The sequence below is a fragment of the uncultured Pseudosulfitobacter sp. genome (genome assembly GCF_963976325.1).
Lineage (GTDB): Bacteria > Pseudomonadota > Alphaproteobacteria > Rhodobacterales > Rhodobacteraceae > Pseudosulfitobacter.
Window position 1 is genome coordinate 63376 of the sequence record NZ_CAXBJW010000006.1, and the last position, 23497, is coordinate 86872.

General features: G+C 59.5%; 23 protein-coding genes. 11 read left to right on the top strand and 12 right to left on the bottom strand.

Features of this window, described 5'->3' with window-relative positions:
* The first annotated feature begins 122 nt into the window (after positions 1 to 122).
* The 8 genes from AAC077_RS14915 (at position 123) to AAC077_RS14950 (ending at position 8541) form a co-directional block, all read left to right on the top strand.
* A complete protein-coding gene (locus AAC077_RS14915) occupies positions 123 to 1499 on the top strand; it encodes an FAD-binding oxidoreductase (protein WP_339770966.1) in 1377 nt (458 codons plus the stop codon).
* 50 nt (positions 1500 to 1549) lie between these two features.
* On the top strand, positions 1550 to 2590 hold the full coding sequence (locus AAC077_RS14920; RefSeq protein WP_339770968.1) for an ABC transporter substrate-binding protein: 1041 nt from the start codon (positions 1550 to 1552) through the stop codon (positions 2588 to 2590).
* A 66-nt stretch (positions 2591 to 2656) separates the two neighbouring features.
* Entirely contained in the window at positions 2657 to 3742 is a 1086-nt protein-coding gene (locus AAC077_RS14925) for an ABC transporter ATP-binding protein (RefSeq protein ID WP_339770970.1), read from the top strand.
* On the top strand, positions 3743 to 4627 hold the full coding sequence (locus AAC077_RS14930) for an ABC transporter permease (RefSeq protein ID WP_339770972.1): 885 nt from the start codon (positions 3743 to 3745) through the stop codon (positions 4625 to 4627).
* Positions 4627 to 5445 (top strand): ABC transporter permease, encoded by an 819-nt coding sequence (locus tag AAC077_RS14935; RefSeq protein WP_295512411.1) that lies wholly within the window; start codon positions 4627 to 4629, stop codon positions 5443 to 5445. The genes AAC077_RS14930 and AAC077_RS14935 overlap by 1 nt, the downstream gene beginning before the upstream one ends.
* A gap of 4 nt (positions 5446 to 5449) precedes the next feature.
* A complete protein-coding gene (locus tag AAC077_RS14940) occupies positions 5450 to 7051 on the top strand; it encodes a GMC family oxidoreductase N-terminal domain-containing protein (protein WP_339770974.1) in 1602 nt (533 codons plus the stop codon).
* A 6-nt stretch (positions 7052 to 7057) separates the two neighbouring features.
* Positions 7058 to 8167, top strand: coding sequence for a mandelate racemase/muconate lactonizing enzyme family protein (locus AAC077_RS14945; RefSeq protein WP_339770976.1), 1110 nt, complete (start codon positions 7058 to 7060; stop codon positions 8165 to 8167).
* Positions 8168 to 8187: 20 nt separating this feature from the next.
* Positions 8188 to 8541, top strand: a complete 354-nt coding sequence (locus AAC077_RS14950; RefSeq protein ID WP_339770978.1) for a cupin domain-containing protein — start codon at positions 8188 to 8190, stop codon at positions 8539 to 8541.
* A 244-nt stretch (positions 8542 to 8785) separates the two neighbouring features.
* On the opposite strand, the gene AAC077_RS14955 is transcribed toward AAC077_RS14950, so the two are convergent.
* The 5 genes from AAC077_RS14955 to AAC077_RS14975 all read right to left on the bottom strand — a co-directional run bounded on the left by AAC077_RS14955 (position 8786) and on the right by AAC077_RS14975 (position 13779).
* Positions 8786 to 9982, bottom strand: coding sequence for an aminotransferase class I/II-fold pyridoxal phosphate-dependent enzyme (locus tag AAC077_RS14955; RefSeq protein WP_339770980.1), 1197 nt, complete (start codon positions 9980 to 9982; stop codon positions 8786 to 8788).
* A gap of 68 nt (positions 9983 to 10050) precedes the next feature.
* A complete protein-coding gene (locus tag AAC077_RS14960) occupies positions 10051 to 10857 on the bottom strand; it encodes an amino acid ABC transporter ATP-binding protein (RefSeq protein WP_339770982.1) in 807 nt (268 codons plus the stop codon).
* Positions 10850 to 11800, bottom strand: coding sequence for an amino acid ABC transporter permease (locus AAC077_RS14965; RefSeq protein WP_339770984.1), 951 nt, complete (start codon positions 11798 to 11800; stop codon positions 10850 to 10852). The genes AAC077_RS14960 and AAC077_RS14965 overlap by 8 nt, the downstream gene beginning before the upstream one ends.
* 57 nt (positions 11801 to 11857) lie before the next feature.
* Positions 11858 to 12715, bottom strand: coding sequence for an ABC transporter substrate-binding protein (locus AAC077_RS14970; RefSeq protein ID WP_339770986.1), 858 nt, complete (start codon positions 12713 to 12715; stop codon positions 11858 to 11860).
* A 56-nt stretch (positions 12716 to 12771) separates the two neighbouring features.
* A complete protein-coding gene (locus tag AAC077_RS14975) occupies positions 12772 to 13779 on the bottom strand; it encodes a 2OG-Fe(II) oxygenase family protein (protein WP_339770988.1) in 1008 nt (335 codons plus the stop codon).
* A 108-nt stretch (positions 13780 to 13887) separates the two neighbouring features.
* On the opposite strand from AAC077_RS14975, the gene AAC077_RS14980 reads away from it, so the two are divergent.
* The 3 genes from AAC077_RS14980 (at position 13888) to AAC077_RS14990 (ending at position 16398) form a co-directional block, all read left to right on the top strand.
* The gene (locus tag AAC077_RS14980) at positions 13888 to 14832 is read left to right on the top strand and encodes a nucleoside hydrolase (RefSeq protein ID WP_339770989.1); all 945 of its coding nucleotides are present in this window, start codon (positions 13888 to 13890) and stop codon (positions 14830 to 14832) included.
* Between the two features lie 91 nt (positions 14833 to 14923).
* A complete protein-coding gene (locus AAC077_RS14985; RefSeq protein WP_339770991.1) occupies positions 14924 to 15544 on the top strand; it encodes a TetR/AcrR family transcriptional regulator in 621 nt (206 codons plus the stop codon).
* Positions 15545 to 15744: 200 nt separating this feature from the next.
* Entirely contained in the window at positions 15745 to 16398 is a 654-nt protein-coding gene (locus AAC077_RS14990) for a GntR family transcriptional regulator (RefSeq protein WP_339770993.1), read from the top strand.
* A gap of 39 nt (positions 16399 to 16437) precedes the next feature.
* On the opposite strand, the gene AAC077_RS14995 is transcribed toward AAC077_RS14990, so the two are convergent.
* The 7 genes from AAC077_RS14995 to AAC077_RS15025 all read right to left on the bottom strand — a co-directional run bounded on the left by AAC077_RS14995 (position 16438) and on the right by AAC077_RS15025 (position 23437).
* Positions 16438 to 17262 (bottom strand): hypothetical protein, encoded by an 825-nt coding sequence (locus tag AAC077_RS14995; RefSeq protein ID WP_339770995.1) that lies wholly within the window; start codon positions 17260 to 17262, stop codon positions 16438 to 16440.
* Positions 17216 to 17659, bottom strand: a complete 444-nt coding sequence (locus AAC077_RS15000) for a type II 3-dehydroquinate dehydratase (protein WP_339770996.1) — start codon at positions 17657 to 17659, stop codon at positions 17216 to 17218. The genes AAC077_RS14995 and AAC077_RS15000 overlap by 47 nt, the downstream gene beginning before the upstream one ends.
* 18 nt (positions 17660 to 17677) lie before the next feature.
* On the bottom strand, positions 17678 to 18973 hold the full coding sequence (locus AAC077_RS15005) for a TRAP transporter large permease (RefSeq protein WP_339770998.1): 1296 nt from the start codon (positions 18971 to 18973) through the stop codon (positions 17678 to 17680).
* Positions 18970 to 19485, bottom strand: coding sequence for a TRAP transporter small permease subunit (locus AAC077_RS15010; protein ID WP_339771000.1), 516 nt, complete (start codon positions 19483 to 19485; stop codon positions 18970 to 18972). Before AAC077_RS15010 ends, AAC077_RS15005 begins: the two co-directional genes overlap by 4 nt.
* Positions 19486 to 19567: 82 nt before the next feature.
* Positions 19568 to 20563, bottom strand: coding sequence for a TRAP transporter substrate-binding protein DctP (gene dctP / locus AAC077_RS15015; RefSeq protein WP_339771002.1), 996 nt, complete (start codon positions 20561 to 20563; stop codon positions 19568 to 19570).
* Between the two features lie 102 nt (positions 20564 to 20665).
* Entirely contained in the window at positions 20666 to 22549 is a 1884-nt protein-coding gene (locus tag AAC077_RS15020; protein WP_339771004.1) for a TIM barrel protein, read from the bottom strand.
* A gap of 9 nt (positions 22550 to 22558) precedes the next feature.
* Entirely contained in the window at positions 22559 to 23437 is an 879-nt protein-coding gene (locus AAC077_RS15025; protein ID WP_339771006.1) for a shikimate dehydrogenase, read from the bottom strand.
* Between the last annotated feature and the right edge of the window lie 60 nt (positions 23438 to 23497).

The following is a 23497-nucleotide window of genomic DNA, read 5'->3' on the forward strand; positions in this document are numbered from 1 at the left end:
GATGGAACGCCCTCTTCTTGTATAAAGAAATCGAAATATACTATTACACACATTAAATTGCTAAATCCAAGAGTGCCTCCTAGTCTCGATGAAAATCTGGGTTCAACGGGAGTACGAGCCACATGAACAGGGGTGGGCGAAATGCCGAAGACCGCGATCCAAGTCTGTGGACGCAGGATTGGTCGGACACGTCCTATTGGCTGGACGGGTTGTCGCCGCCCGATGTGCCGCAGGTCGACCTGCCGCCAACGGTGGATGTCCTGATTGTCGGTTCCGGTTACACCGGTCTGAACGCGGCGATAGAAACCGCGCGCGGCGGGCGCAGCACGTTGGTGGTAGACGCCGAGACCCCTGGCTGGGGGTGCAGTTCGCGGAATGGGGGACAGGTTGGGACGGGCATCAAGCCGTCCCTGGCCAAGCTGACATCGCGCCACGGCGCGAACAGGGCGAAGGCCATTCGTGCGGAGGGAGATGCGGCGCTTCAGTGGATCGAGGATCGTATCACTGCCGAAAACATAAGCTGTGATTTCCAGCGGTCCGGGCGGGTACACGCGGCGCATACACCGCAAGCCTATGAGGTGCTGGCCCGCGAGGCTGACCTGCTGCGGCGCACCGAGAACACCGATGTCGAAGTGATTTCCCGCGCGGAACAGCGGTCCGAACTGGGGACGGATGCCTATCATGGGGCCGCCGTCTTTGCGGCACATGGCGCGCTGGACCCGGCGCGATACATGCGGGGATTGCTGCAAACCGCGCTGAATGCCGGCGCGCAGGTTCTGGCGCAGACCCGGGTGCTGGATATTGCGTCCGGTTTGCAGGGACACGAGGTGCGCACATCCAAAGGCTTGGTGCGGGCGCGGGAAGTGATCGTTGCGACCAACGGCTATACCGGTGGTGCGACCCCCTGGCATCAACGCAGGGTCATCCCGATCGGCAGCTATGTTATCGCGACCGAACCGCTGGACCCGGCCCTGATCGACCGTCTGTTTCCCACAGGTCGGGTTGTGACCGACACCTGCAAGGTCATCTATTACTATCGCACCTCGCCTGACCGCAGGCGCGTGCTGTTCGGCGGGCGTGTGTCCGCCGGGGAAACCGATCCTGCGGTCAGCGGCCCGCGGCTGCACAACGCGATGTGCCAGATCTTTCCCGAATTGCGCAGCGCCCGGATCAGCCATAGCTGGAGCGGCACCGTCGCCTATACCTTTGACGAGCTTGCCCACACCGGCACCCATGACGGCGTGCATTACGCGATGGGATACTGCGGGTCGGGCGTTGCGATGTCGTCCTATCTTGGTATGCGCATGGGTCAGAAGGTGCTGGGGCTGGCCGAGGGGCGCACGGCCTTTGACGACCTGCCCTTTCAGACGCGGCCCTTTTACACGGGGCGGCCCTGGTTTCTGCCTGCGGCCGTCGCCTGGTATCGCTGGCGGGACGGCCAGCAACGCAAAAGGGCAGGGCAGGGCACGCGGGATCGGGCGGAACCGGCACGAGTATAATCAACAGGTCACCGGAAAACCGGGGCCAGCAACCAACAGAGGAGAACAATATGAACCACAAGATTGCACTTACAATTGCCGCGAGCCTTTTGGCCACAACGGCGCTGGCGCAAGACAAGTCGCTGACCGTCGCAAGCTGGGGCGGGTCCTATCAGGATGCACAGAGCAAAGCGCTTTTTGAACCCTACGAAGCCGCGACCGGCGTTACAGTGAAACAGGAATCCTACGGCGGGATGTCGGATGTCCGTTTGCAGGTCACATCGGGGCAGGTCACGCTTGATGTGGTGGCCAGCGGATCGGGATCAGCGGCGCGCGCCGGTGCGGAAGGTCTTCTGGAACCGCTCGACTACGACGTGATCGACGTCAGCCGCTTTCCCGACGCGTTCTACAGTGAATATTGCGTTGGCGGAGACGTCTTTTCGGTCGTGCCCGCCTTCAGCACCAAGACCTATGGCGACAACGGACCCCGTGGTTGGGCCGATTTCTTTGACACAGAGAAATTCCCCGGTTCGCGCGGTTATCGTGGCACGGTTGCAGGCGCGCTTGAGCCTGCGATGATGGCGCTGGGTGTCGCCCCCGAGGACGTTTATACCGAGTTGGACAGCGAAGAAGGCATTGAACGCGCGCTGGACAAGATCCGCGAGCTGAAGCCGAACATTGCGGTTTTCTGGACCTCGGGCGCGCAGCATGCGCAGCTGATGAAGGACGGCGAGGTCGACATGACCACGGGCTGGAACGGCCGTTTTGACAATGCCGCCGCTGATGGTGCCGCAGTTTCCTATAACTTCGATCAGGGTCTGCTTGACTACGATTGCTTCGCGATCCCGAAGGGGGCGCCGAACAAGGATCTTGCGATGGCGTTTATCGCCGAGATTTCCAAGGCCGAATACCAGGACGATCTGCCCAAGTTCATCACTTACGGACCGACCAACGGCGCGGCTTACGAAACTGGCGAAATCACCGAAGAGGTGGCGGCCAATCTGCCTTCTTCGCCTGCGAACATGGCGATGCAGCTTCCGATCTCGTTGGAATGGTATGCCAAGTGGGAAACCACGGCGGCGGAAATGTACCAGGAAATGCTGACCGAATAAGTCCATGCACCATCGGGGGCCGGTCTTTGCCGGCCTCCTGCGATTTGCAGTTGAGGGAGTGAAAAATTGACAGCGAAAACCGGCGCCTTGCCAATCACCGTCCGCGACGTCACCAAGACCTATGGTTCGGTCCATGCCTTGGACAGCGTATCGCTCAATGTGAAGAGCGGCGAGTTTCTCACCCTTCTGGGCCCGTCCGGGTCGGGCAAGACGACGTTGCTTATGGTCCTGGCAGGGTTCACGCGCCCGGATCACGGCAGCCTGAAGTTCGGCGAGGACGAGATGATCCGCACGCCGCCCCACCTGCGCGGCGTCGGCATGGTGTTTCAGAATTACGCGCTGTTTCCGCATATGACCGTGGCGGGCAACGTCGGCTATCCGCTGAAACTGCGCAATGTGCCCAAGGCCGAGGCGCGGGACCGGATCGACAGGGCGCTGGAGCTTGTGCAGCTTGGCGGCTACGGGGATCGCGGGATCGACCAGCTGTCGGGGGGCCAGAAACAGCGGGTGGCGCTGGCGCGGTCCATCGTGTTCGAACCGCGCATCCTGCTGATGGACGAACCGCTGAGCGCGCTGGACAAAAAGCTGCGCGACCGGATGCAGATCGAGTTGCGGCATTTGCATGAAAAGCTGGGCATGACGACCGTCTATGTCACGCACGACCAGCGCGAGGCGCTGACCATGTCGGACAGGATTGCGGTGGTGAACCGCGGTCGCATCATGCAGCTTGCCGAACCCCAGCAATTGTACGACCGGCCCGCCAACAAGTTCGTCGCCGATTTCATCGGGGATTCGTCATTCCTTCCCGTGTTGCGCGAGGGTGCGGGTGTCAGCTTTGCCGGTTCCAAGCTTCAGATGGACGGTGCGATGCCTGACGGGAACGACCTGCTGCTGATGGTGCGGCCGGAACGGGTCCGGCTGCTGACGGGTGATCTGCCCGGTGATACGAACATCTTCGACGCCAAGGTGACCGAGCTGGTTTATCAGGGCGAAAGCTATCTGCTGTATGCGCGCCTGCCGGACGGCAGCGAAATCGCTGTGCGCGGGGCGATCCGCGAAGGGACTTTCGGCAAGCTGCCGCAGGTGGGAGATGCGGTGAAGCTGGGACTGCACAAGGCCGATACGGTCGTTATCGCAGATGGGGAGAGGTAGATGTCCGTGACCGATCTTCATGCCGCAGGCCTGCGCCGGGACGAACGGCTGGAACGGTGGAAGCTGTTCGGCCTTGCATCGCCCGCAATTCTTCTGGTGCTGGTCGTTCTGGTGATCCCGGTGGGCTGGCTGTTCTACGTGTCTTTTGTCGGGGCCGACGGGAATTTCTCGCTTGAGAATTACGAGCGGATGGTGTCGCGCAAGTCCTATCTGCGGATATTTGTGACCACCTTTCAGGTCAGTATCCTGACCACGGCGCTGTGCATCGTTATCGGCTATCCGCTGGCCTATTTCATATCACAGCTGCCAACACGCTGGGCCAACCTGTGTCTGGTGACGGTGCTGCTTCCCTTCTGGACCTCGCTTCTGGTGCGCACCTACGCATGGCTGGTCTTGTTGCAGAAACAGGGTCTGGTGAACCAATGGGCCATCAGCCTGGGACTTTGGGATGAACCGCTGAAATTCGTACACAACATGACCGGCACGCTGATCGGTATGGTACACATCATGCTGCCGTTTCTGATCCTGCCCGTTTATGGCGCGATGCGCGCGATCAACAAGGATTACCTCAAGGCTGCGTCGAACCTTGGCGCCAGCCCGCGCCGCGCTTTCTGGACGGTCTTCTTTCCGTTGTCCACGCCGGGCCTGTTCGCGGGTTCGCTGATGGTCTTTGTGCTGTGTCTGGGCTTTTTCGTCACGCCTGCGGTCCTGGGTGGCGGGCGCGTTATCATGGTGTCGATGAAAATCGTCTCGAATATCGAGCTTTTCGTGAACTGGGGGGCCGCCAGCTCGCTCGGTGTCGTGCTTCTGGTTCTGACCGTCATCGTCTTGTGGATCGCGTCGCGGTTCACCCGGCTGGAGCAGATGGCGGGGGGAGGTCACTGATGTTGAACTGGCTTAAATCCCCGGCGTCCGAAACACAGGTGACGCATGGCCAACGCCTGTGGCTGTATGCGTTCGCCGCGATCATCATGATGCTGCTGGTCCTGCCGACGCTGATCGTGATCCCGATGTCCTTCTCGGACTCGCAATATCTCGAATTCCCTCCTGAAACCTGGTCGCTGCGCTGGTACAGGAACTATTTCGGATCGGCCGAATGGATGCAGGCGACGGCGACATCGCTCAAAACGGCCGTGCTGACCATGCTGGTGGCGACACCGATCGGGGTGCTGGCCGCCTATGCGCTTCACGCCTCCAGGCTGCCCTATATCCGCGCCGCCTTTGTCTTGCTGATCACGCCGATGATGGTGCCGGTGGTGCTGATCGCGGTGGGTGCCTTCTATGCCTACGTGAAGCTTCAGATCCTTTATACGATCACCGGGCTGGTGCTGGCGCATTCGCTGTTGGCGATTCCGCTGGTGGTTATCGTGACGGGGTCTGCTTTGCAGGGGTTCGACATGAATCTTGAACAGGCGGCGCGGTCCCTTGGTGCGCCGCGATGGCGTGCCTTCCTGACGATCACGCTGCCGCAAATCCGCTTCGCGGTGGTGACGTCGATGCTGTTGTCGTTCCTTGCCTCTTTCGACGAGGTGGTGATCGCAATGTTTATTTCGGGCGGCGACAATCCGACCCTGACGCGCAACATGTTCAATGCCCTGCGCGACCAGATCGACCCCACGATTGCCGCGATTTCGACGATCATGATCCTGATCACGACGCTGATGATGGTGCTGGTGGCGATATTCGGACGGGGCAAAACCTGACATCATGGAACGATATGATTACATCATCGTCGGTGCCGGCTCTGCCGGCGCCCCGCTCGCAACGCGGCTGGCCGAGGCCGGGCGGCGCGTGCTTCTGCTGGAGGCGGGCGGCGCGGGCAAACACCCTTGGGTCAATATTCCGCTGGGATATGGCAAGGTATTTCACGACGCGCGGTTCAACTGGAAATATACGACCGAACCCGAACCGGGGCTGAACGGCCGTCAGGTCTATTGGCCGCGCGGCAAGGTTCTTGGCGGATCGTCCGCGATCAACGCGATGGTCTGGGTGCGTGGTCATCCCGCCGATTTCGACGAATGGGGCGCGCTTGCCCCCGGCTGGAGCTGGAAGGACGTGGCCCCGGTCTTCCGGCGGATCGAACGCTGGTCGGGCGCGCAAAGCCCCGAGCGCGGTGGTGACGGGCCATTGTCCGTCACGGACATGAGCGCGCAGATGCACCCGCTGACCCATGCCTGTATCGCCGCTGCCGCAGAGGCGGGCATCCCCACCAACGCGGACTACAACGGTGCCGACATGAACGGCGCGGGGTTCTACCAGATCTCGACCGCAGGTGGACGCCGTGCATCGACGGCGCAGGCCTACCTGCGTCGCGCCAGCCATCTGCCAAACTTCCGGATCGAAACCGCCGCCATGACGACGCGCATCCTGCTTGAAGGGCAGCGCGCGACCGGGGTGGAATACGTCAAGAAGGGCTGCCGCGAAAAAGCTTTTGCCAACGAGGTAATCCTGTGCGGCGGGGCGCTGAATTCACCGCAGCTTCTGATGCTGTCGGGGATCGGACCTGCGGCGCATCTGCGCGAGCACGGGATTGATGTCGTGCTGGACGCCCCGCATGTGGGGGCGAACCTGATGGACCACCTGGGCTATGATCTGCTGTACAGAACCCGCAGGCCCAGTCTGAACCAGACCCTGCGCCCCTGGTGGGGCAAAGCCTGGGCCGGGATGCAATATGTCACGATGCAGAAGGGTCCGTTGGCGATGAGCCTTAATCAGGGCGGTGGGTTCACGCGGCTTGCCAAGGGTGCTGGCGTGCCCGACACCCAGCTTTATTTTTCGCCACTCAGCTATTCGACCGCGCCCAAGGGCAAACGCCCGTTGATGAATCCGGATGCCTTTCCCGCGATGCGCATGGGCTTCAACCCCTGCAAACCCACCAGCCGGGGCAGTGTCGGCCTGACCAGTAACGACCCCTTCGCGCCGCCCGCTTTGCGCGGCGGCTACCTGACCAGCGCATATGACTGCGACCTGATGGTGCGCGGCGTGCGCGAGATCCGGCGCATCGCGTCCATGCCTGCGCTGGAAAACCTGATAGAGACCGAGCTTGAACCCGGACCGGGCTACCAGAGCGATGCGGATATCCTTGAATTCGTGCGCGACCGGGCTGGCACCGTCTTTCACCAGTGCGGCACCTGCCGGATGGGCACCGATGCCGCAACCTCTGTCGTGGACCCGCACCTGCGGGTTCACGGGATCGCCGGATTGCGCGTGGCGGATGCCGCGATCTTTCCGACCATCCCGACGGGCAACACAAACGCCGCCGCCGTCATGGTGGGCGAGCGTGCATATGACTTGATGACGCAAGGATAAAGCAGGATGAAGATCACCCGGATCGAGACTTTCGACACCAAATACGTAGGCTTCGTACGCATCACCGCCGAAGACGGCAGCATCGGTTGGGGACAGGTGTCGACCTACAATTCCGACATCACATGCCAGGTCCTGCACCGGCAGGTCGCGCGTTGGGTTCTGAACCGGGACACCAGCGATCTGGACGACCTGCTCGACCTTGTCACCGAACGCGAGCACAAATTCCCCGGCTCCTACCTGCGCCGAGCCATGGCCGGTTTCGACACGGCGGTCTGGGATCTGCGAGGGCGGCAGGCGGGTAAATCCGTGGCCGAACTTCTGGGCGGGACGCCAGGCCCGATCCGCGCCTACGCCAGTTCGATGAAGCGCGACATTACACCGACGGACGAGGCGGACCGGATGAAGCGGCTGCGCGACCGGCACGGTTTCGACGCGTTCAAGGTTCGGGCAGGTGCCGAAGTGGGACGCAACCGCGATGAATGGCCGGGCCGGACCGAAGAGATCATCACGACCATGCACCGCGAGATGGGCGACACGGCCACCCTGCTGATCGACGCCAACAGTTGCTATTCCCCCGACCGTGCCATCGAGATCGGGCGGATGCTGGAACAGAACGGCTTTAGCCATTTCGAGGAACCCTGCCCCTATTGGGAACTGGAGCAGACAAAACAGGTCACCGACACGCTGGACATCGACGTGACGGGGGGCGAACAGGATTGCGATCTGACGATCTGGAAGCGCATGATCGACATGCGCGCCGTCGACATCGTGCAGCCCGACATTCTGTATCTTGGAGGGATCGCGCGGACCCTGCGCGTTGCCCGTATGGCCGAGGCCGCGAAGCTGCCGGTGACGCCGCATTGTGCGAACCTGTCGCTGGTCACGCTGTTCACGATGCACCTTTTGCGCGCCATTCCCAACGCGGGAAAATACCTGGAATTTTCGATCGAGGGGGCCGATTACTATCCCTGGCAGGACGGGCTGTTTACAACAGACCCCTACCGCATTGATGACGGGCAAGCCATCGTGACGGACGCCCCCGGCTGGGGGATCGAAGTTTGCCCTGACTGGCTGGCCCGCGCCCACTATAGCGTATCCAGCGCCGACCAGCTTTGAGTGATAAAGGAAAAATGACAATGATCGACCTGAACAGCTTTCCCGATCTTTCCGCAGTAGATGTGGGCGCTTTCGCCGCGAAACCGACCACGCTGACCCCCGGCCAGACCGAAGCGGCCGTCAATCTGTGGGCATCGGAGGATGGGCAGACCAACATCGGTGTCTGGGAATGCACGCCGGGCCGGTTCACCGCAGACCGCACGGCGGCAGGCGAATATTGCCATATCATCGCCGGTCGGGCGACCGTGCAAAATCAGGACGGTTCCAACCCCCGCGAGATCGGCCCCGGTGACTTGCTGATCCTTCCGAAAGGCTGGAAGGGGGAATGGACCATCCACGAACACATGCGCAAGCTTTACGTCATCGGTGGTTAATCGCGCCCTTGATGATGTAACCGCCCCCCGACGGCAGTGATGTGCCCAGGTGCAGCTTTTTGTTCCTTAGTTCGCCGCAAAACCAATGGTTCTTCGGTGCCGGTTGCCTGTGGCCACCGTGACGTCCTGAACCGGGGATAGGTCGATCAGGGCGTCCCGGTCAGCGTGCAGCATTGGTACGACCATACGGCAACAGCTATGATTTCATGACGATGGTGCAGCGGACAGTCGCGGCCCCTGAGACTTAAGCCAAAGCCGCCTGTATCGCCTGATCCAGATCGGCAATGATATCGTCCACATGCTCAATGCCCACGGATACGCGGACCAGACCCGGTTCGATCCCCATGGCGATCCGCTCTTGCAAAGGGATGTCCAGAAACGCCATCGTTCCGGGCATCTGGGTGGTGGTGCGGACCCCGCCCAGGCTGGCAGCAAAGGCGCAGAGTTTCAGGTTTTTCAGGATCTGCACGCCCATTTCCTCGGTGGCGACCTTGAACGACATCATGCAGCCGAAATCACGCAACTGGATCTTTGCTGCTTCATGGTTGGGGTGCGATTCCAATCCCGGATAGAACACACGTTCCACCTGGGGATGGGTGTCCAGCCATGCGGCGATCTTGGCGGCGCTCTGGCATTGACGCTCGGCGCGCAGGGCCAGGGTCTGCGCCCCACGCAAGAGCAGCCAGGCATTGAACGGCGAGATTGGCGCGCCCAGTTTGTTCAGCGTGTTCCAGCGGACGTCTTCCAGCCAGTCGGCGGGCAGGATGTCGGATTTCTGCGTGATGACACCACCCACCGCATCGTTGTGCCCGCCGATGAATTTCGTGGCACTTTCCACGACCACATCGACGCCAAAGTCATGCGGCCGGCATATTGCGGGCGAGGCAAAAGTGTTGTCGCAGATCACCACGATGCCATGTTCATGCGCCAGCGCCACCAGTTCGGCCATCGGCGCGACCTTCATTGTCGGGTTGGCAATCGCCTCGAAATACAGAACCTTGGTTTCGGGGCGGATTGCGGCGCGGACGCGGGCCACATCGGTGCAGTCCACCAGCGTCACGTCCAGACCGAAATCACATGCGCGGTGGTCAAAGAATTCATGTGTGCTGGAATAGGTCGTCAGGTCCGCAATCACGTGATCGCCCGCTTTCATCACCCCGAACAGAGCATGCGAGATCGCGGCCATCCCCGACGCCGTCGCCAGGCAGGCAGTGCCGCCCGCAAGCCGGGCGACGTGTTCCTCGAACTGGTATTCCGTCGGATTGCCACAGCGCGAATAGATGTTCACATCCTTGCGCGCGCCTTGGGTGATGCGGTCATAGGTATCGCCGCCGTATTCAAAGTTCGCGGACATATACAGCGGGTAGTTGATGGATTGCGAATGCTCTTCCGGTTCGTAAAAGACTGCGAGGCTGGCAAAGTCGAGATCGGATTTGTCCATCTTGGATACCTTTGTTTGCTGACACGCGGGGTCAGCGAAAATTGTGGGAGTGTCAGGCCGTCGCCGCGTTACAGAACGCGCGACAGAAATTCGCGGGTGCGCGGCGATTGCGGGTTTTCGATCATCTCTTTGGGATCGCCCTTTTCGACGACCACGCCGTCATCCATGAAAATAAGCTGATCCCCGATTTCGCGGGCAAAGGCGATTTCGTGCGTCACCACAACCATGGTCATGCCGCTTTTCGCCAGATCGCGCATGACGTTCAGCACCTCGCCAACCAGTTCGGGGTCCAGCGCCGATGTGGGTTCGTCAAACAACAGCGCCTTGGGCTTCATCGCCAGTGCGCGCGCAATCGCCACGCGTTGTTGCTGGCCGCCGGACAGCTCGCGCGGATAGCTGGCCGCCTTGTCGCTGAGCCCCACGCGCGCCAAAAGCGTCAGGGCAGCGGCTTCGGCTTCGGCCTTTGGCAACTTGCGCACACGCACCGGCGCTTCGATCAGGTTTTCCATGACCGTCATATGTGAAAACAGGTTGAAGGACTGGAAAAGCATTCCGATTTCGGCACGCCGCTGGCAAACCAGCTTGTCTTTCAGCTCGATCAGACGGTCACCCACCAGATCGTAACCCACAAAATTTCCGTCGATCAGGATGACGCCGCCGCTGAGCTTTTCCAGATGGTTCATACAGCGCAGGAACGTGCTTTTGCCTGATCCCGACGGCCCGATGATGCAGGTCACGGACCCTTCCGCCACGTCCACGTCGACACCTTTCAGGACTTCAATCGCGCCAAAACTTTTGCGCACGCCACGTGCAAAGATCATCGAGGTTTCGGGCACGTCAAACCGTGCCCTGTTCAGCTTTTGTGCCTCAGACATCGGCATTGCTCCGGTTTTTGCGGCCAAGGATCGCGCGGACCCACGTGTCGAACAGCGTCTGGTTGCGCTTGTCGCTGCGTCCGAAATGCCGCTCGAGGAAGTATTGGCCAACCGACATGATGCTGACCACGGCCAGATACCAGGTCGATACGACGATCAGCAGCGGGATCGTCTCGAACGTGCGGGCATAGATGCTTTGGGCCGAGTAAAACAGATCATCCACGGCGATGAAGGTCACCAGCGACGTCATTTTCAACAGGTTGATCGCCTCGTTTCCGGTGGGTGGCACGACAAAGCGCATGGCTTGGGGCAGCGTGATGCGTTTCAGGATCATCCGGTACGGCATGCCAAGGGCTGTCGCCGCTTCGGCCTGACCGGACGGCACGGATTTGATGCCTGCGCGGATGATTTCGGCCATGTAACCCGCTTCGCACAGCGCCAGCGCCACAACCGCCGAAAAGAACGGGGTCATAAAGTCGTTGGTGCGTACGGAAAACACCTCGCCCACGAACGGCAGGCTGATCGAGATATTGCTGACCAGCAAGGACAGGTTGAACCAGAATATCAATTGAATCAACGCGGGCACGCCGCGAAAGAACCAGACATAGACGCCCGCGAACCCGTTCAGGATTTCGCTGCGCGACACCCGCATGATTGCGATAATCGTGCCCAGGATCGTGGCCACGACCATGATGATCACAGTCAGCAGCAGCGTGTTGTAAAGTCCGCGCATGATCGAAGGATGGAACATATAGCTGCGCGCCACGTCCCATTCAAAGGCCGGATTGACGGCAAAGGCGCGGATGATGAAATACATCAACACCAGCACCAGCGCCGTTCCGATCCACAGCCCGTACTGCTTTTGCGGCACAACCTTCAGGGACGCCACTGTCTCAGAGGCCGTCTGCACCTGTGCGTTGTTATTTGCGTCATGAGCGCTCATCGGCAGACGTCCTTTGGTGTGTGCAGGGCGCCCGGAACAACCGGACGCCTGTTGTCATCAGTCCTGACGCAGATCGTCCATCGCGCTGACAAGATAGGGTTCGTTGATCGCATAGGCACCCATGCCAAATTTATCCAGAACGGCCTTGTAAGTGCCGTTTTCGAATACGGCTGCCAGTGCCTCTTGCATCATGTTGGCCGTGTCAGGGTCGTCCTTGGCGATGGCCATGCCCAGTGGCGACACCTCGTAGAGGGTCGGCAAAACGACCAGCTTGCCCTTGCTCTCGATCTCGAAAAAGCTCGAGGCGGTGGCATCGTCCAGACGGGCATCAATGCGACCGGACAGAACGGCCTGCACGATGTCGGTCGATGTGTTGAACACCGATTTATCTACATTGTCCAAGCTGTTTGCGGTGCATTCCGCATTCAGCTTTTCAACAAGGAAATCGGCCAGGCTGCCTGCCGACACGCCAACGGCCTTGCCGCACAACGGGTATTCGCCGGAAAATTCCTCGACCTTGGCGGGCAGCGTTGATGCGGCGACACCTGCCTTGAGGAACATCACGAAATCGACCTGCTCCAGACGTTCGGGCGTGGCGGAAAATGTCTCCCATGCGACGCTGAAGCGGCCCGCGGCAAGGCCGGGGATCATCGACGGGAACGGCGTGCGCTGGATTTCCAGTTCGACGTTCATGGCGTCGGCAACAGCATTGGCCAGCTCGACGATGATACCGGCCTGTTCGCCGTTTTCGTCCAGATATTCGAAGGGCGCGTAATCCAGCGTGTTCGCAATCGTCAGCACACCGCTTTCGGCCACATCCGGTGACACCGTGATGTCTGCTGCGGACACGCTGCCTGTGCTCAGCGCAAACAATGCGCCCGCGATGGGTGCGATCAGTTTATTGGTTTTTTTCATGATATCCCTCCAAGTTGGTATTGGTTGATAAGCCCAATAAGTGACACAGCCGCCGGCTATGTCGCCTGTTCGGCTGCTTTCTTGCGGTAATGATAATTCTTGTCGATCCGTTCCATCAGGTAGTCGCGGTAAAGGATCGGCTCGTACTTCTCTTTCCCGTCGGGTCCGATGCAGGGTTCCAGAACCTTGATCGTCTCGTCCATTGACGGATCGAAGAAGAACGGTTGCGAATACCGTTCGCGGCCCGAACTGTTGATGACCCGGTGCGGGGTGGACACGAACAGATCATTGGACCAGCGCGCCAGGATATCGCCCACGTTCATCACAAATGCCCCGGGAACCGGCGGGGCCGCGACCCAGTCGCCATTCTTGTTCAGCACTTCAAGCCCGCCCACGTCATCCTGTGCCAGCAGCGTGATAAACCCGTAATCGGTGTGCGGAGCCGAGCCGAACAAACCGTCTTCGGGTGGTTGCGGGGGGTAGTGCAGCAGACGCAGAAATGTTGTCGGATCTTCAAAATAACGGTTCAGACTGTCGGCGGGCAGCCCCAGCGAGATTGCAATCGCGCTGGCCATCTTGCGGCCCAGCACCGTCATCGCCTCGACATAAGCTTCGATCGTTTCACGAAAACCCGGCAGCACTTCCGCGTCCGGCCATTGGTTCGGCCCCTGCAACGGCAGACCCTGAACCGCACGCGGATCGTGTTCGGCAACCTCGTGCATGAAGAAAACGGATTCGCTTTGATTGGGCTTGCTCACCTGCTCGACTGACGACGTCACGATGGTCGAACCCGCGAATTTGAGGTAGCCGCGAAAATTCTTGTCGATCTGGATCTTGGCTTTTTCGTCCTCGGACAGCGCAAAAAAGCGTTTGCCCATCGTACGCACCGCTTCGATCTGGCCCGTGGTGATGGGATGGCCGACGACATAAAGGAAACCGGTCGTCTCAAGGTGGCCGCGCATTTCGGCGGCGGTGGCGGCAATCGCGCCGTCGTCCGTGCCATACAGCGCCGATACATCCAGCTTCGGGATTTCAGAAAAATCGCCCCGTTCAGCCCCGTTCATCGCAGTCTCCCAGTCTTGTCGATCTTGCCATCTACATACAGTACTGTATTGTATTCACGAAGCGCAAAAAACAGCAATAGTTTTTTGTCACAAAGGAAGGTCACGCGGATGAGTGCGCGCAAAATCATTATAGATACCGATCCAGGGCATGATGATGCCTTTGCCATCCTGTTCGCTTTGGGGTCGCCCGAAGAACTGGAGGTTGTGGGCATTACCACCGTTGCAGGCAACGTCCCGCTGCCTTTGACCTCTCTGAACGCGCTGAAGGTTGTCGAGTTGGCAAAGCGCACCGATGTGCCGGTCTTTGCAGGTTGTGCCGCGCCCATGGTGCGAAAGCTGCTGACCGCCGAACATATCCACGGTGAAACCGGGATCGACGGGGCCGATCTGCCGCACCCTGTCACCCCCTTGCAGACTGAACATGCGGTCAACTTCATCGTGCGCACACTGATGGAAGCACCCGAGGGCGAGATCACGATTTGCACCCTTGGCCCCATGACCAATGTGGCAATGGCGATGACGATGGAGCCGCGTATCATCCCGCGCATCCGCGAGGTCGTCCTGATGGGCGGCGGCTTTTTCGAGGGGGGCAACACCACGCCCGCCGCCGAATTCAACATCTTCGTCGACCCCCATGCCGCGCACAAAGTGTTCGCATCCGGTGTGCCGGTCACGATGGCGGGCATTGACTGCACCTATACCGCACAGATGACGCCGGAATGGCTGCAAAAGCTGCGCAACACCGGCAGCCACGCCGCCGTTCAAGCCGCCAATCTGGCCGATTTCTTCCGCCAGTACGGATCGCACAAATTCCCGACCGAAGCGCGCCCGATTCACGATGCCTGTGTCACCGGATATCTTCTGGCGCCAGAAATCTACGAACAGCGCATGTGTCACGTCACAGTTGATATATCGTCGCCCGTGACCATTGGCATGACCGTTGTCGACTGGTGGGGTGTCACCGGCAACGACAAGAACTGCAATGTTCTGCGGCGGGTCGATGCGGATGCATTCTTTGCCCTGATGTTGGAACGTATCGGGTCGCTGCCGTGACCGGTCTATGGACATGGACGGGCAAACATGACAGCTTTTGCCGCGACCTTCGGGCGTGGAAATCACAATGAAAGCAAGGCCCTGTTGGCACGTGAGTGAACCTGTAAAAACAGATAAGCCCACCAGGGTCCCCCGCAAGAACCTGTCACGCGATGCCTGGGTTGCGGCGGCACGAAAGGTGCTGGAGAAACGCGGCATTGCCGAGGTCAAGATCGACGGGCTTGCCCGGAAACTGAAGGTCACCCGTGGCAGTTTCTATTTCCACTTCAAAAGCTTGAAAGACCTGCACGAAGAGCTTTTGAACGAATGGCGCCGCGCCAACTGTGCCCCGTTCCATGCCCTGAGCGATGCGAACCATGACGATGGCCTGCAACTGTTCACCGACATCGTGCATGTCTGGGTGGACGAAGCACCGTTCAGCCCCGCGCTTGATCTGGCCACCCGCGACTGGTCGCGCACCTCGAAAGCACTGGCAACCGAGGTCGAGGAGAACGACAATCTGCGCATGGATCTTCTGACGCAGGCCTTTCAGAAAATGGGCTATGATCAGGATGAAAGCATTGTGCGCGCGCGCATCACCTATTTTCATCAGATCGGCCAATACGCCTTGTCGTTCAAGGAACCCCGCGACATCCGCGAGCAATACCAGCCCCTGTTCGGCTCTGTTCTGTTGGGTCCCTTGGTGCGTGATCCGAACCTGAAGAAAAGCTAGGTGTTCAGACAATTGACCTGTGGAACTTCGATCCGTCAGGAAACGGCTGTCAGTCGCTTCTTGGCCTGAGCGCTTGCGACAGAACCTGCAGATTATCCCTGCAACACGACCCGCTTCCCCAGTTTCGGTCTAACAGCCGCGAAAATAACCTCATATACTCCGGTCCTATGGAGAACGTCAGATTTGAAATAAACGAGCGGTTGGGCGATACCATCGGTGAGGTCGCCTATCGGCGTATCCGGTCACATATCGTCAATGGCCAGCTTTTGCCGGACCACAAGCTAAAGCTGGACCGGATGAGGGAAGTTTACGGGGCCAGTGTCACCACGTTGCGCGAAATCCTGAACCGACTGGCGGTTGAGGAGCTGGTCACAGCCGAAGGGCAACGCGGATTTCGGGTGGCAGGGGTCAGTGGCGCAGAGTTTCATGAACTGGCGGCCCTGCGGATATTGCTTGAAACACACGCTTTGCGGACGTCCATCGCGCAGGGTGACATAGAATGGGAAGCCTCGGTCGTGGCGGCGCATTACAAGCTGTCCGTGGCTGAACGTGATCTGATGGCCGCCAAACAGGGCGGGGTGGATCAATGGGTGTCCTGCGACTGGGGGTTTCATCACGCAACCATCTCGGCCTGCGGTCAACCGGTTCTGATGAAGACCCATTCGTCGATTTTCGACCGGTTCGCGCGCTATCACATGCTTGCCAAAAATTTCCGGGGTCAGGGCGTGGTTGACGACCACACCGCGCTGCGCGATCTGGTGATAGGACGCGATGCCAAGGGAGCAGTGGCCTTGCTGACGCGCCACATCCAAAGCGGCGTCGCGCACGTCATGGGGGCTGGGCATTTCGACTAGGGCTGCGGGTATCGCGGTGCGGTCTGCCGCCAGGTTCAGCTAGCCCGACTGCGCCATCTGCCGCGCAGCATCCGCTGCCGTGGCTGTATGCGCCAACGTATATTGGTTCAAAACCAGATCAGGAGACGCGCCTATGTTGCACAGATGCGCCTTGTCGAAATGCACGGATGCAACCCGGTTCAGCGGCGCCGGATCGTAGGCCGAAACCAAGACCACCCATGGCATCGGCTTGTCGGGGCCGCGCAAGGATTGTTCGCGGGTCATCGGCGGGGGCGCTGCCGGGCGCATCAACAGCGCACTGACAATCCCCGCCGTTGCGGCGATAGCGGGAAGCACATCATCGGTCAGGGCATCAACCAAATGATCCATAGAGTCCGTCCGAGGTGTAAACCGCAGCACCAATACCGTCGAGCCAAGGCCAATCCCATGGCTTGCGATAATATCACAGAACCCACGGGTCATGCCGCGAAACCGTGGCATCACCTGACCCGTCCATGATGTCGGATCATTCAGACGCTCAAGATAAGGTCGGGACGTTCCGATATTGGTGTCGCTTACCTCATAGGTGACAAGGTATCTGGGTGACCCTGTCCGCGCCACCCAACGGGTCGCGCGTAGAAAACCGGGCACAGAAAGCCGTTCGAGGAAATGTTGATTGCTATGCCAGTCGTCGTGATCTGCGGTGTCGCCTTCAAAATCGTAGAACAGCACCATCGTCGCATCGCTGGAAAGTGCCATAGTCCATCTCCTGGAATGCGCGGGAACGCCGCAGCACATCTTTTTGCCTATCTGGACCGCCACCAGCGGCTTTGCCCCATCATCGTGCGTTTGCCAGCTCTGCCAGCTTGCGGATTGCAAAATCATAGCCCCGGATGCCAAAGCCTTCGATCTTTGCGGTCGCTGCCTTGGACACATAGGACAAGTGGCGAAATTCGTCGCGGCGGAACAGCGGCGATATGTGAACCTCGATGATGGGCGCATCATAGATCAGCAGACTGTCCAGAATGGCAATCGAGGTCGAGGTGAAGCCGGCGGGATTGATCAGCAAACCTGCGGTCTTGCCGCGCGACTGTTTGATCCAGCCCATGATCTCGGATTCGCTGTCACTTTGGCGAAAGTCTATCTCTACGCCTTCTTCCTTGGCGATGCGCTGGCAAAGTGCTTCGACATCGGCCAGCGTATCGTGTCCGTAAACCTCGGGCTGGCGGGTGCCCAGCATATCAAGGTTCGGACCGTTGATGATCAGGATTGTTTTGGTCATGGAAGCTCCGGTTCAGTGTCAGCCTTTGTATCCGTACAGCCGTGGCAGCCACAGCACGAGGTCGGGGACAAAGGTGATGATCGCAAGCCCTGCGATCATGATGGCGAGAAAAGGCAAAAGGTGGCGGATGGTGTCGCGGATCGGGGATTTGGTGATGGATGTCACCACGAACAGCAGCAACCCATAGGGTGGCGTGGCCAATCCGATCATGGTGTTGACCACCACGATCACACCAAAGTGGACCGGATCAACGCCAAGCGCGACAGCCGTGGGCAAAAAGATCGGGACAATCACCAGCAGGATGGCGTTCGCTTCCAGCAGGCAGCCCAGCAACAGCAGCAGCACGTTCACCATCAGCAGGAACGACCAGAATGTCAGTTCCCGTTCACCAAGCGCGTCACGGATGACATTTGGCACCTGTTCGATGGTCACGACGTAATTGAACGCCAACGCACCGGCGATCAGAAAGCCGACACCAGCGGTTGAACGCGCACTGTTGCGCACGGTCACATAGGCTGTGCGCAGCGACACCGACCGATAGAACACCGTGGAGACAAGGAATGCATAAAGCGCGGCCAGTGCGGCGGCCTCGGTCGGGGTGGTGATGCCGCCGTAGATGCCGACCAGCAGAATAACAGGCATCAGCAGCGCCGGAATGGCCCGCAAGGTGATGCGCGGCAGTTCACGCAGCGGCACGGGATCATCAACCGGATAGTCGTGGACGCGCGCCTGCCAGGCGTTCATGACCATCAGCAGGACACCAAGGATCAAACCTGGCACGACGCCGGCCAGAAACAGGAAGCCGATAGATGTGTCCGACACCAGCGCAAACAGCACCATCGGGATCGACGGCGGAATGATCGGCCCGATGATTGCCGAGGCCGCCGTGATCGCCCCTGCGTAAGATCCAGGATATTTGCCATCTTTGGTCATCAGGTTGATGATGATCCGCCCCATACCGACAGCGTCGGCAATGGCCGAACCGGACATGCCGGAAAAGATCAGCGAAGACACGACATTCACATGCCCCAGCCCGCCCCGGAACCGCCCAACCAGCGCACGGCAAAAATCCAGCAACCGGTCGGACAACGACCCCACGTTCATCAGGTCGGCGGCAAAAATGAACAGCGGAATCGCGAGCAGCACGTAAGAGCCGTAAAGCCCTGTCAGCATCTGCTCGAATGCGATGGACATATCATGGCCCTGCAACAGCAGATAAAAAACAGACGATGCCAGCATGGCGTGTCCGATCGGCAGGCCGATGATTGCGGTCATCATAATGACAGCAACGCAGGCTCCAAATTCCCAGCTCATTCGGTAAGATCCTTGCGTACGACGGAGTCGATCCCGGCTTCGGGTGCGTCGCGTCCGGCGGCAGCGGTCCAGAACACCCACCCATAGCGCAAGATCGAAACGACCGAAAACACCAGTGCGATGGAATAGACCCAGTTAAAACGAATATCGAGATAAGAGGTTTTCTGGATTTTCATGAAGGTCACGAAATCCCAGAGCGCAGGCAACGACCATGCGTAGATGCCCACGAGAAAAACAGAGAAAACCATGCGGAACCACCGGCGCGTCGCGGGCGATACGCTGCCGTACAGGATGTCAAAGCGGATTTCATCCTCTTCGCGCGCCGAGACAGATTGCCCCCACAGCAAAATCCACAGCCACGCGATTACGCAGACTTCGACGGTCCAACCGACGGGGCTGTTCATGACATAGCGCATCAGCACCTGAATGATGAAGCAGGCGAACATCGCGGCCAGCAGGACCGCAGGGATCGCATCGGCCAGCACGCGCGCAACATGCTTGAAACGGGTCAAAGAGGGCATTGGTTCTTTCCGCAATATGCAATCATAGGCGGCCCGCCAGCGCGGGCCACCATGATGGAACTTGGTAAAGCGTTTAGTCGGCCAACGCGTTGATCGCGTCGATCATGCCTTCGGGCCAGCTTTGCGCGAATTCGGATTCCAGGTATTTCTTCTGGGCATAGTCACGAAACGCGATCCGGTCGGGTTCGTATACTTTCAGACCTTCATCCTTGAAGAACTGGATCAGCTCTTCTTCGCGGGCGATGTGGCGTTCGGTGCTTTTGTCGATGGCGGTGTCGACGGCCGATTGCAGCGCTTCTTGCTGTTCGGGGGTGAAGTCGTTCCACAGCGACGCGCTGATCGCCAGCACGTCAAATCCGACAAGGTGGCCGGTCAGCACGATCTGGCTGGTCACTTCGTAGAACTTCATGTTGTAGTCGTTGGGCAGCGGGTTGTCCTGACCATCAATCGCGCCGGTTTGCAGGGCCGTATACACTTCGGCATAGGCCAGCGGCGTCGGATTTGCGCCGATGGATTCACCCAGGAACTGCCATGCATCGCCACCGGGCATCCGCAAGGTCACACCGCTGAGGTCTTCGGGCTTCATGATTTCCTTTTCAGGGGCAAGGTTCACCTGCCGTGTGCCGAAGTAAACAGGTGCAAGAACGTGAATGCCGGCGTCTTCTGTCAACTTAAGAAGCTGTGCGCCCGCTTCACTGTTGAAAGTTGCCTTAAGGTGGTCAGCGTCGCTGAACAGATACGCCGAGGTCAGGATCGACCATTCCGGAATTTGCTCGGAAATGGTTTGCGGGGCGATCAGACCCATTTCAAGGTTGCCACGCTGGATCGAGGTCATCTCGGTGCCCTGTTTGACCAGCGTTGCACCGTTGAAAACCTGCATGTCGAACTGCTCGGACACGGCAGCGGCGATTTCAGCAAAGGCTTCGGCGCGAATGTCGTTTTCAGAAACAACCGAGCTGAGGCGCAGGGTTGGTTTGTCCTGTGCAAACGCAGCCCCTGCAAAGCCCGAAAGCGCAGTTGTTGCAGCAAGTGTGGCCACGATTGCGGCCCGGCGAGTAAAGTGTGTCATTGGTTTCCTCCCTGATGACGGCGGCCTTTATTGGCCTGGGTCTTTGATGGTTCTATAGGACTAAGTGCAAAATGTCCTACATTTTTTGTGATGGGTGTAATCTCATTCGGCTGGCATGCCTTTCGGTTTCTGGAACCTTTTCTGTGCTGCGATCCGGAATGGTGCATTGGGCGCGCCATACCCTGCATACCCGTCGCACCGCTGCACGATTTCAAAAAACATCTGTCCTGCGAAAGGTTGCGAATACAGTTGGAAAAACGCCCCGGTGTCATCTTGATCGAAGAGAATATTTTCTGCGCGCATCCGCGCCATCATATCGGGCGCGATGTCAAAGCGCGCGGCCAGGTCGTCGAAGTAATTGGGCGATAGAGACAAAACTGGAAAACCAGCGGCCCGCAAACTGGCCGCCGTGGCAAAGATATCATCGGTGGCCAGCGCGATGTGCTGGACCGTCGCACCCAACCCTTCGGCCAGAAAAGACCCCGCCAAAGTGCGGTGCGTTTCGGCCCCGTTCAGGGTGATACGAAAACTGCCTTCATCAGTGGCCAACGCGCGGCTGCGAACCAATCCATCAGGATCGACCACGTCGACCATCGGCGCTTTTTTCATGTCGAACAGGCTGGTGTAGAACAACGACCACGACAGCATTTCGTCATAGGTCATGGTCTGCGCGATGTGGTCAATTCGTTTCAGACCTGCACCAGCCGTTGCCGGGGCATCGGCAAGAAACTCGACATCCCAAACGTCGGCAAGGCTCCCGTCATCAATAAAATGCATGACGCTGCCACCCAATCCGCGGATCGCAGGAATAGGCATTTCACCGGGCCCCAGCGGTTGGGAAAACGGCTTTGCCCCCAGTGCCGCGGCCCGCTTTACAGTGTCCTGGGCAGATGCCACCGACAGGCCGATGTCACACACGGTGGTGCCGCGCCCATTCCAGGCTGTCGCGGCATGTCCCACGGTTTCGGCGTTCAGCACGATCCGAATGTCACCCTGCTGCCACAGCGTGACCTGTTTGGACACATGCCGCCCGGCCTGCTGAAACCCCATGCTAAGCAACAGCTTCTCAAGGGCTGCCAAACCTTCACCGCGGGCGGCGAATTCGATGAACGCCGTGTCTTTCACCGGAACATGGCGCGGCAGCTCGGGAAGGTCGACGGACGCTTCGGGTTCGGCCCGGCGCACGTCGTCCATCAGCGCAATCAGCGACCGGTGACCATCCTTGGCGATGGTTCCCGGGCTGCCACCACGAAACTGATCGTTGAATATTTCCAGACTGATCGGTCCGGCATACCCCGTTGCCATGACAGCCTGCATAAACGCGGTGACGGCCAGATCGCCTTCGCCGGGCATATTGCGGAAGTGGCGGGACCAGTACAGCAGATCCATGTCGATGCGCGGCGCGTCAGCCAGTTGCACAAAGAAAATCTTGTCACCCGGAATCCGGCGAATGGTTTCGGGGTCAATTCCACGCCCCAGCGTGTGAAAACTGTCAAGGATCAACCCGACGTTGGGATGATCCGCGCGGCGTACGATTTCCCACGCGTCGCGGTGATCGTTGACATGGGTGCCCCATGCCAGCGCCTCGTAGCCAATGCGCAATCCTCTTGCGGCGGCACGGCTGCCCAGTTCGGCAAAATCCGCCGCCGCGCGGTCAATCCCGCCAAGTGCCTTTGGGTGGGCGGAGGAGCAGACCAGAACCAGATCGCAGCCCAGTTCCTGCATCACGTCAAATTTGCGCTCCATGCGATCAAACGCCTTGGCGCGCAAGGGCTCCGGCAGTCCTTCGAAATCGCGGAAAGGCTGGAACAGCATCACCTCAAGACCCGCGGCGCGAATGCGGTCACCGACCGCGCGGGGCGTGCGAATGTCGGCAATAAAATCTTGCTCAAAAATCTCGATACCGTCAAAGCCAGCGGCGGCAATGGCGTCGATCTTTTCTTCGAGATTGCCCGAAATGGAAACGGTTGCGATGCCGGTTTTCATAGCTGCGCCTTACCCTTTTCCAAAACTGCGAAAGGTGGCCCGCATCTGATCGGGGTCGGCGGTGTGCCCGGTGAACAATTCAAACGCCCGCACCGCTTGAAAAATCGCCATGCCCTCACCGGGCAAGGTGCGGCACCCGGTGGCGGCGGCTGCTTTCAGCAAAGCGGTTTCCAGCGGGAAATAAACGATGTCGGCCACCCAATGCCGCGCCTTCAGGCACGACATGTCCAGCGGGGTGCCGGGCAGTTTGGCCATGCCCATCGGGGTTGCGTTCACGATACCATCCGCACGTGCAGCAGCTTGTGCCAGATCGTGAACGACTTCGGCTTGGCCACCAGCGGAACGGATCGCAACGGCCAGCGCCTCTGCGGCGTCGGTGCGGGTGTCTGCAATCAGGACGCAGCCAACGTCCAGATCGCTGAGGGCATGCGCCACGGCACCGCCAGCGCCCCCAGCGCCGATCAGCAACGCAATGTCGCGTTTCACATCGGGCAGTCCGCGGCGAAAGCTTTCGCGAAAACCCCACAAATCGGTGTTGTGACCAAACCGGCGCCCGTCCCGAAACACCACGGTATTCACCGCTTCTACGCGCTGAGACGACGCCGAAATCTCATCCAGCAGCGGGATCACATCCTGTTTATAGGGATAGGTGATGTTCAACCCCGCAAAACCGTCTGTCTCGGCTTGATCCAGGATTTCAGCCAGCCGCACGTCGGCTTGGCCATCGGTGTCGATAAGGTCGTAACGGCAGACCAGCCCCTGACGTTCGGCCTCGGCCGTGTGCATCGCAGGCGTGCGTGACAATTGGATGCCACGGCCCACCAGCCCCAACTGCAAGGGCGTCGCCGGGATGGTGCGGGCATCTCGAATCTGCTGTTTCGTCTCCACGCTCCGACCTCCCTGAAGCTTGTTCCGGACAAAATGTACTTAGCGGTACAATCTGTCAAC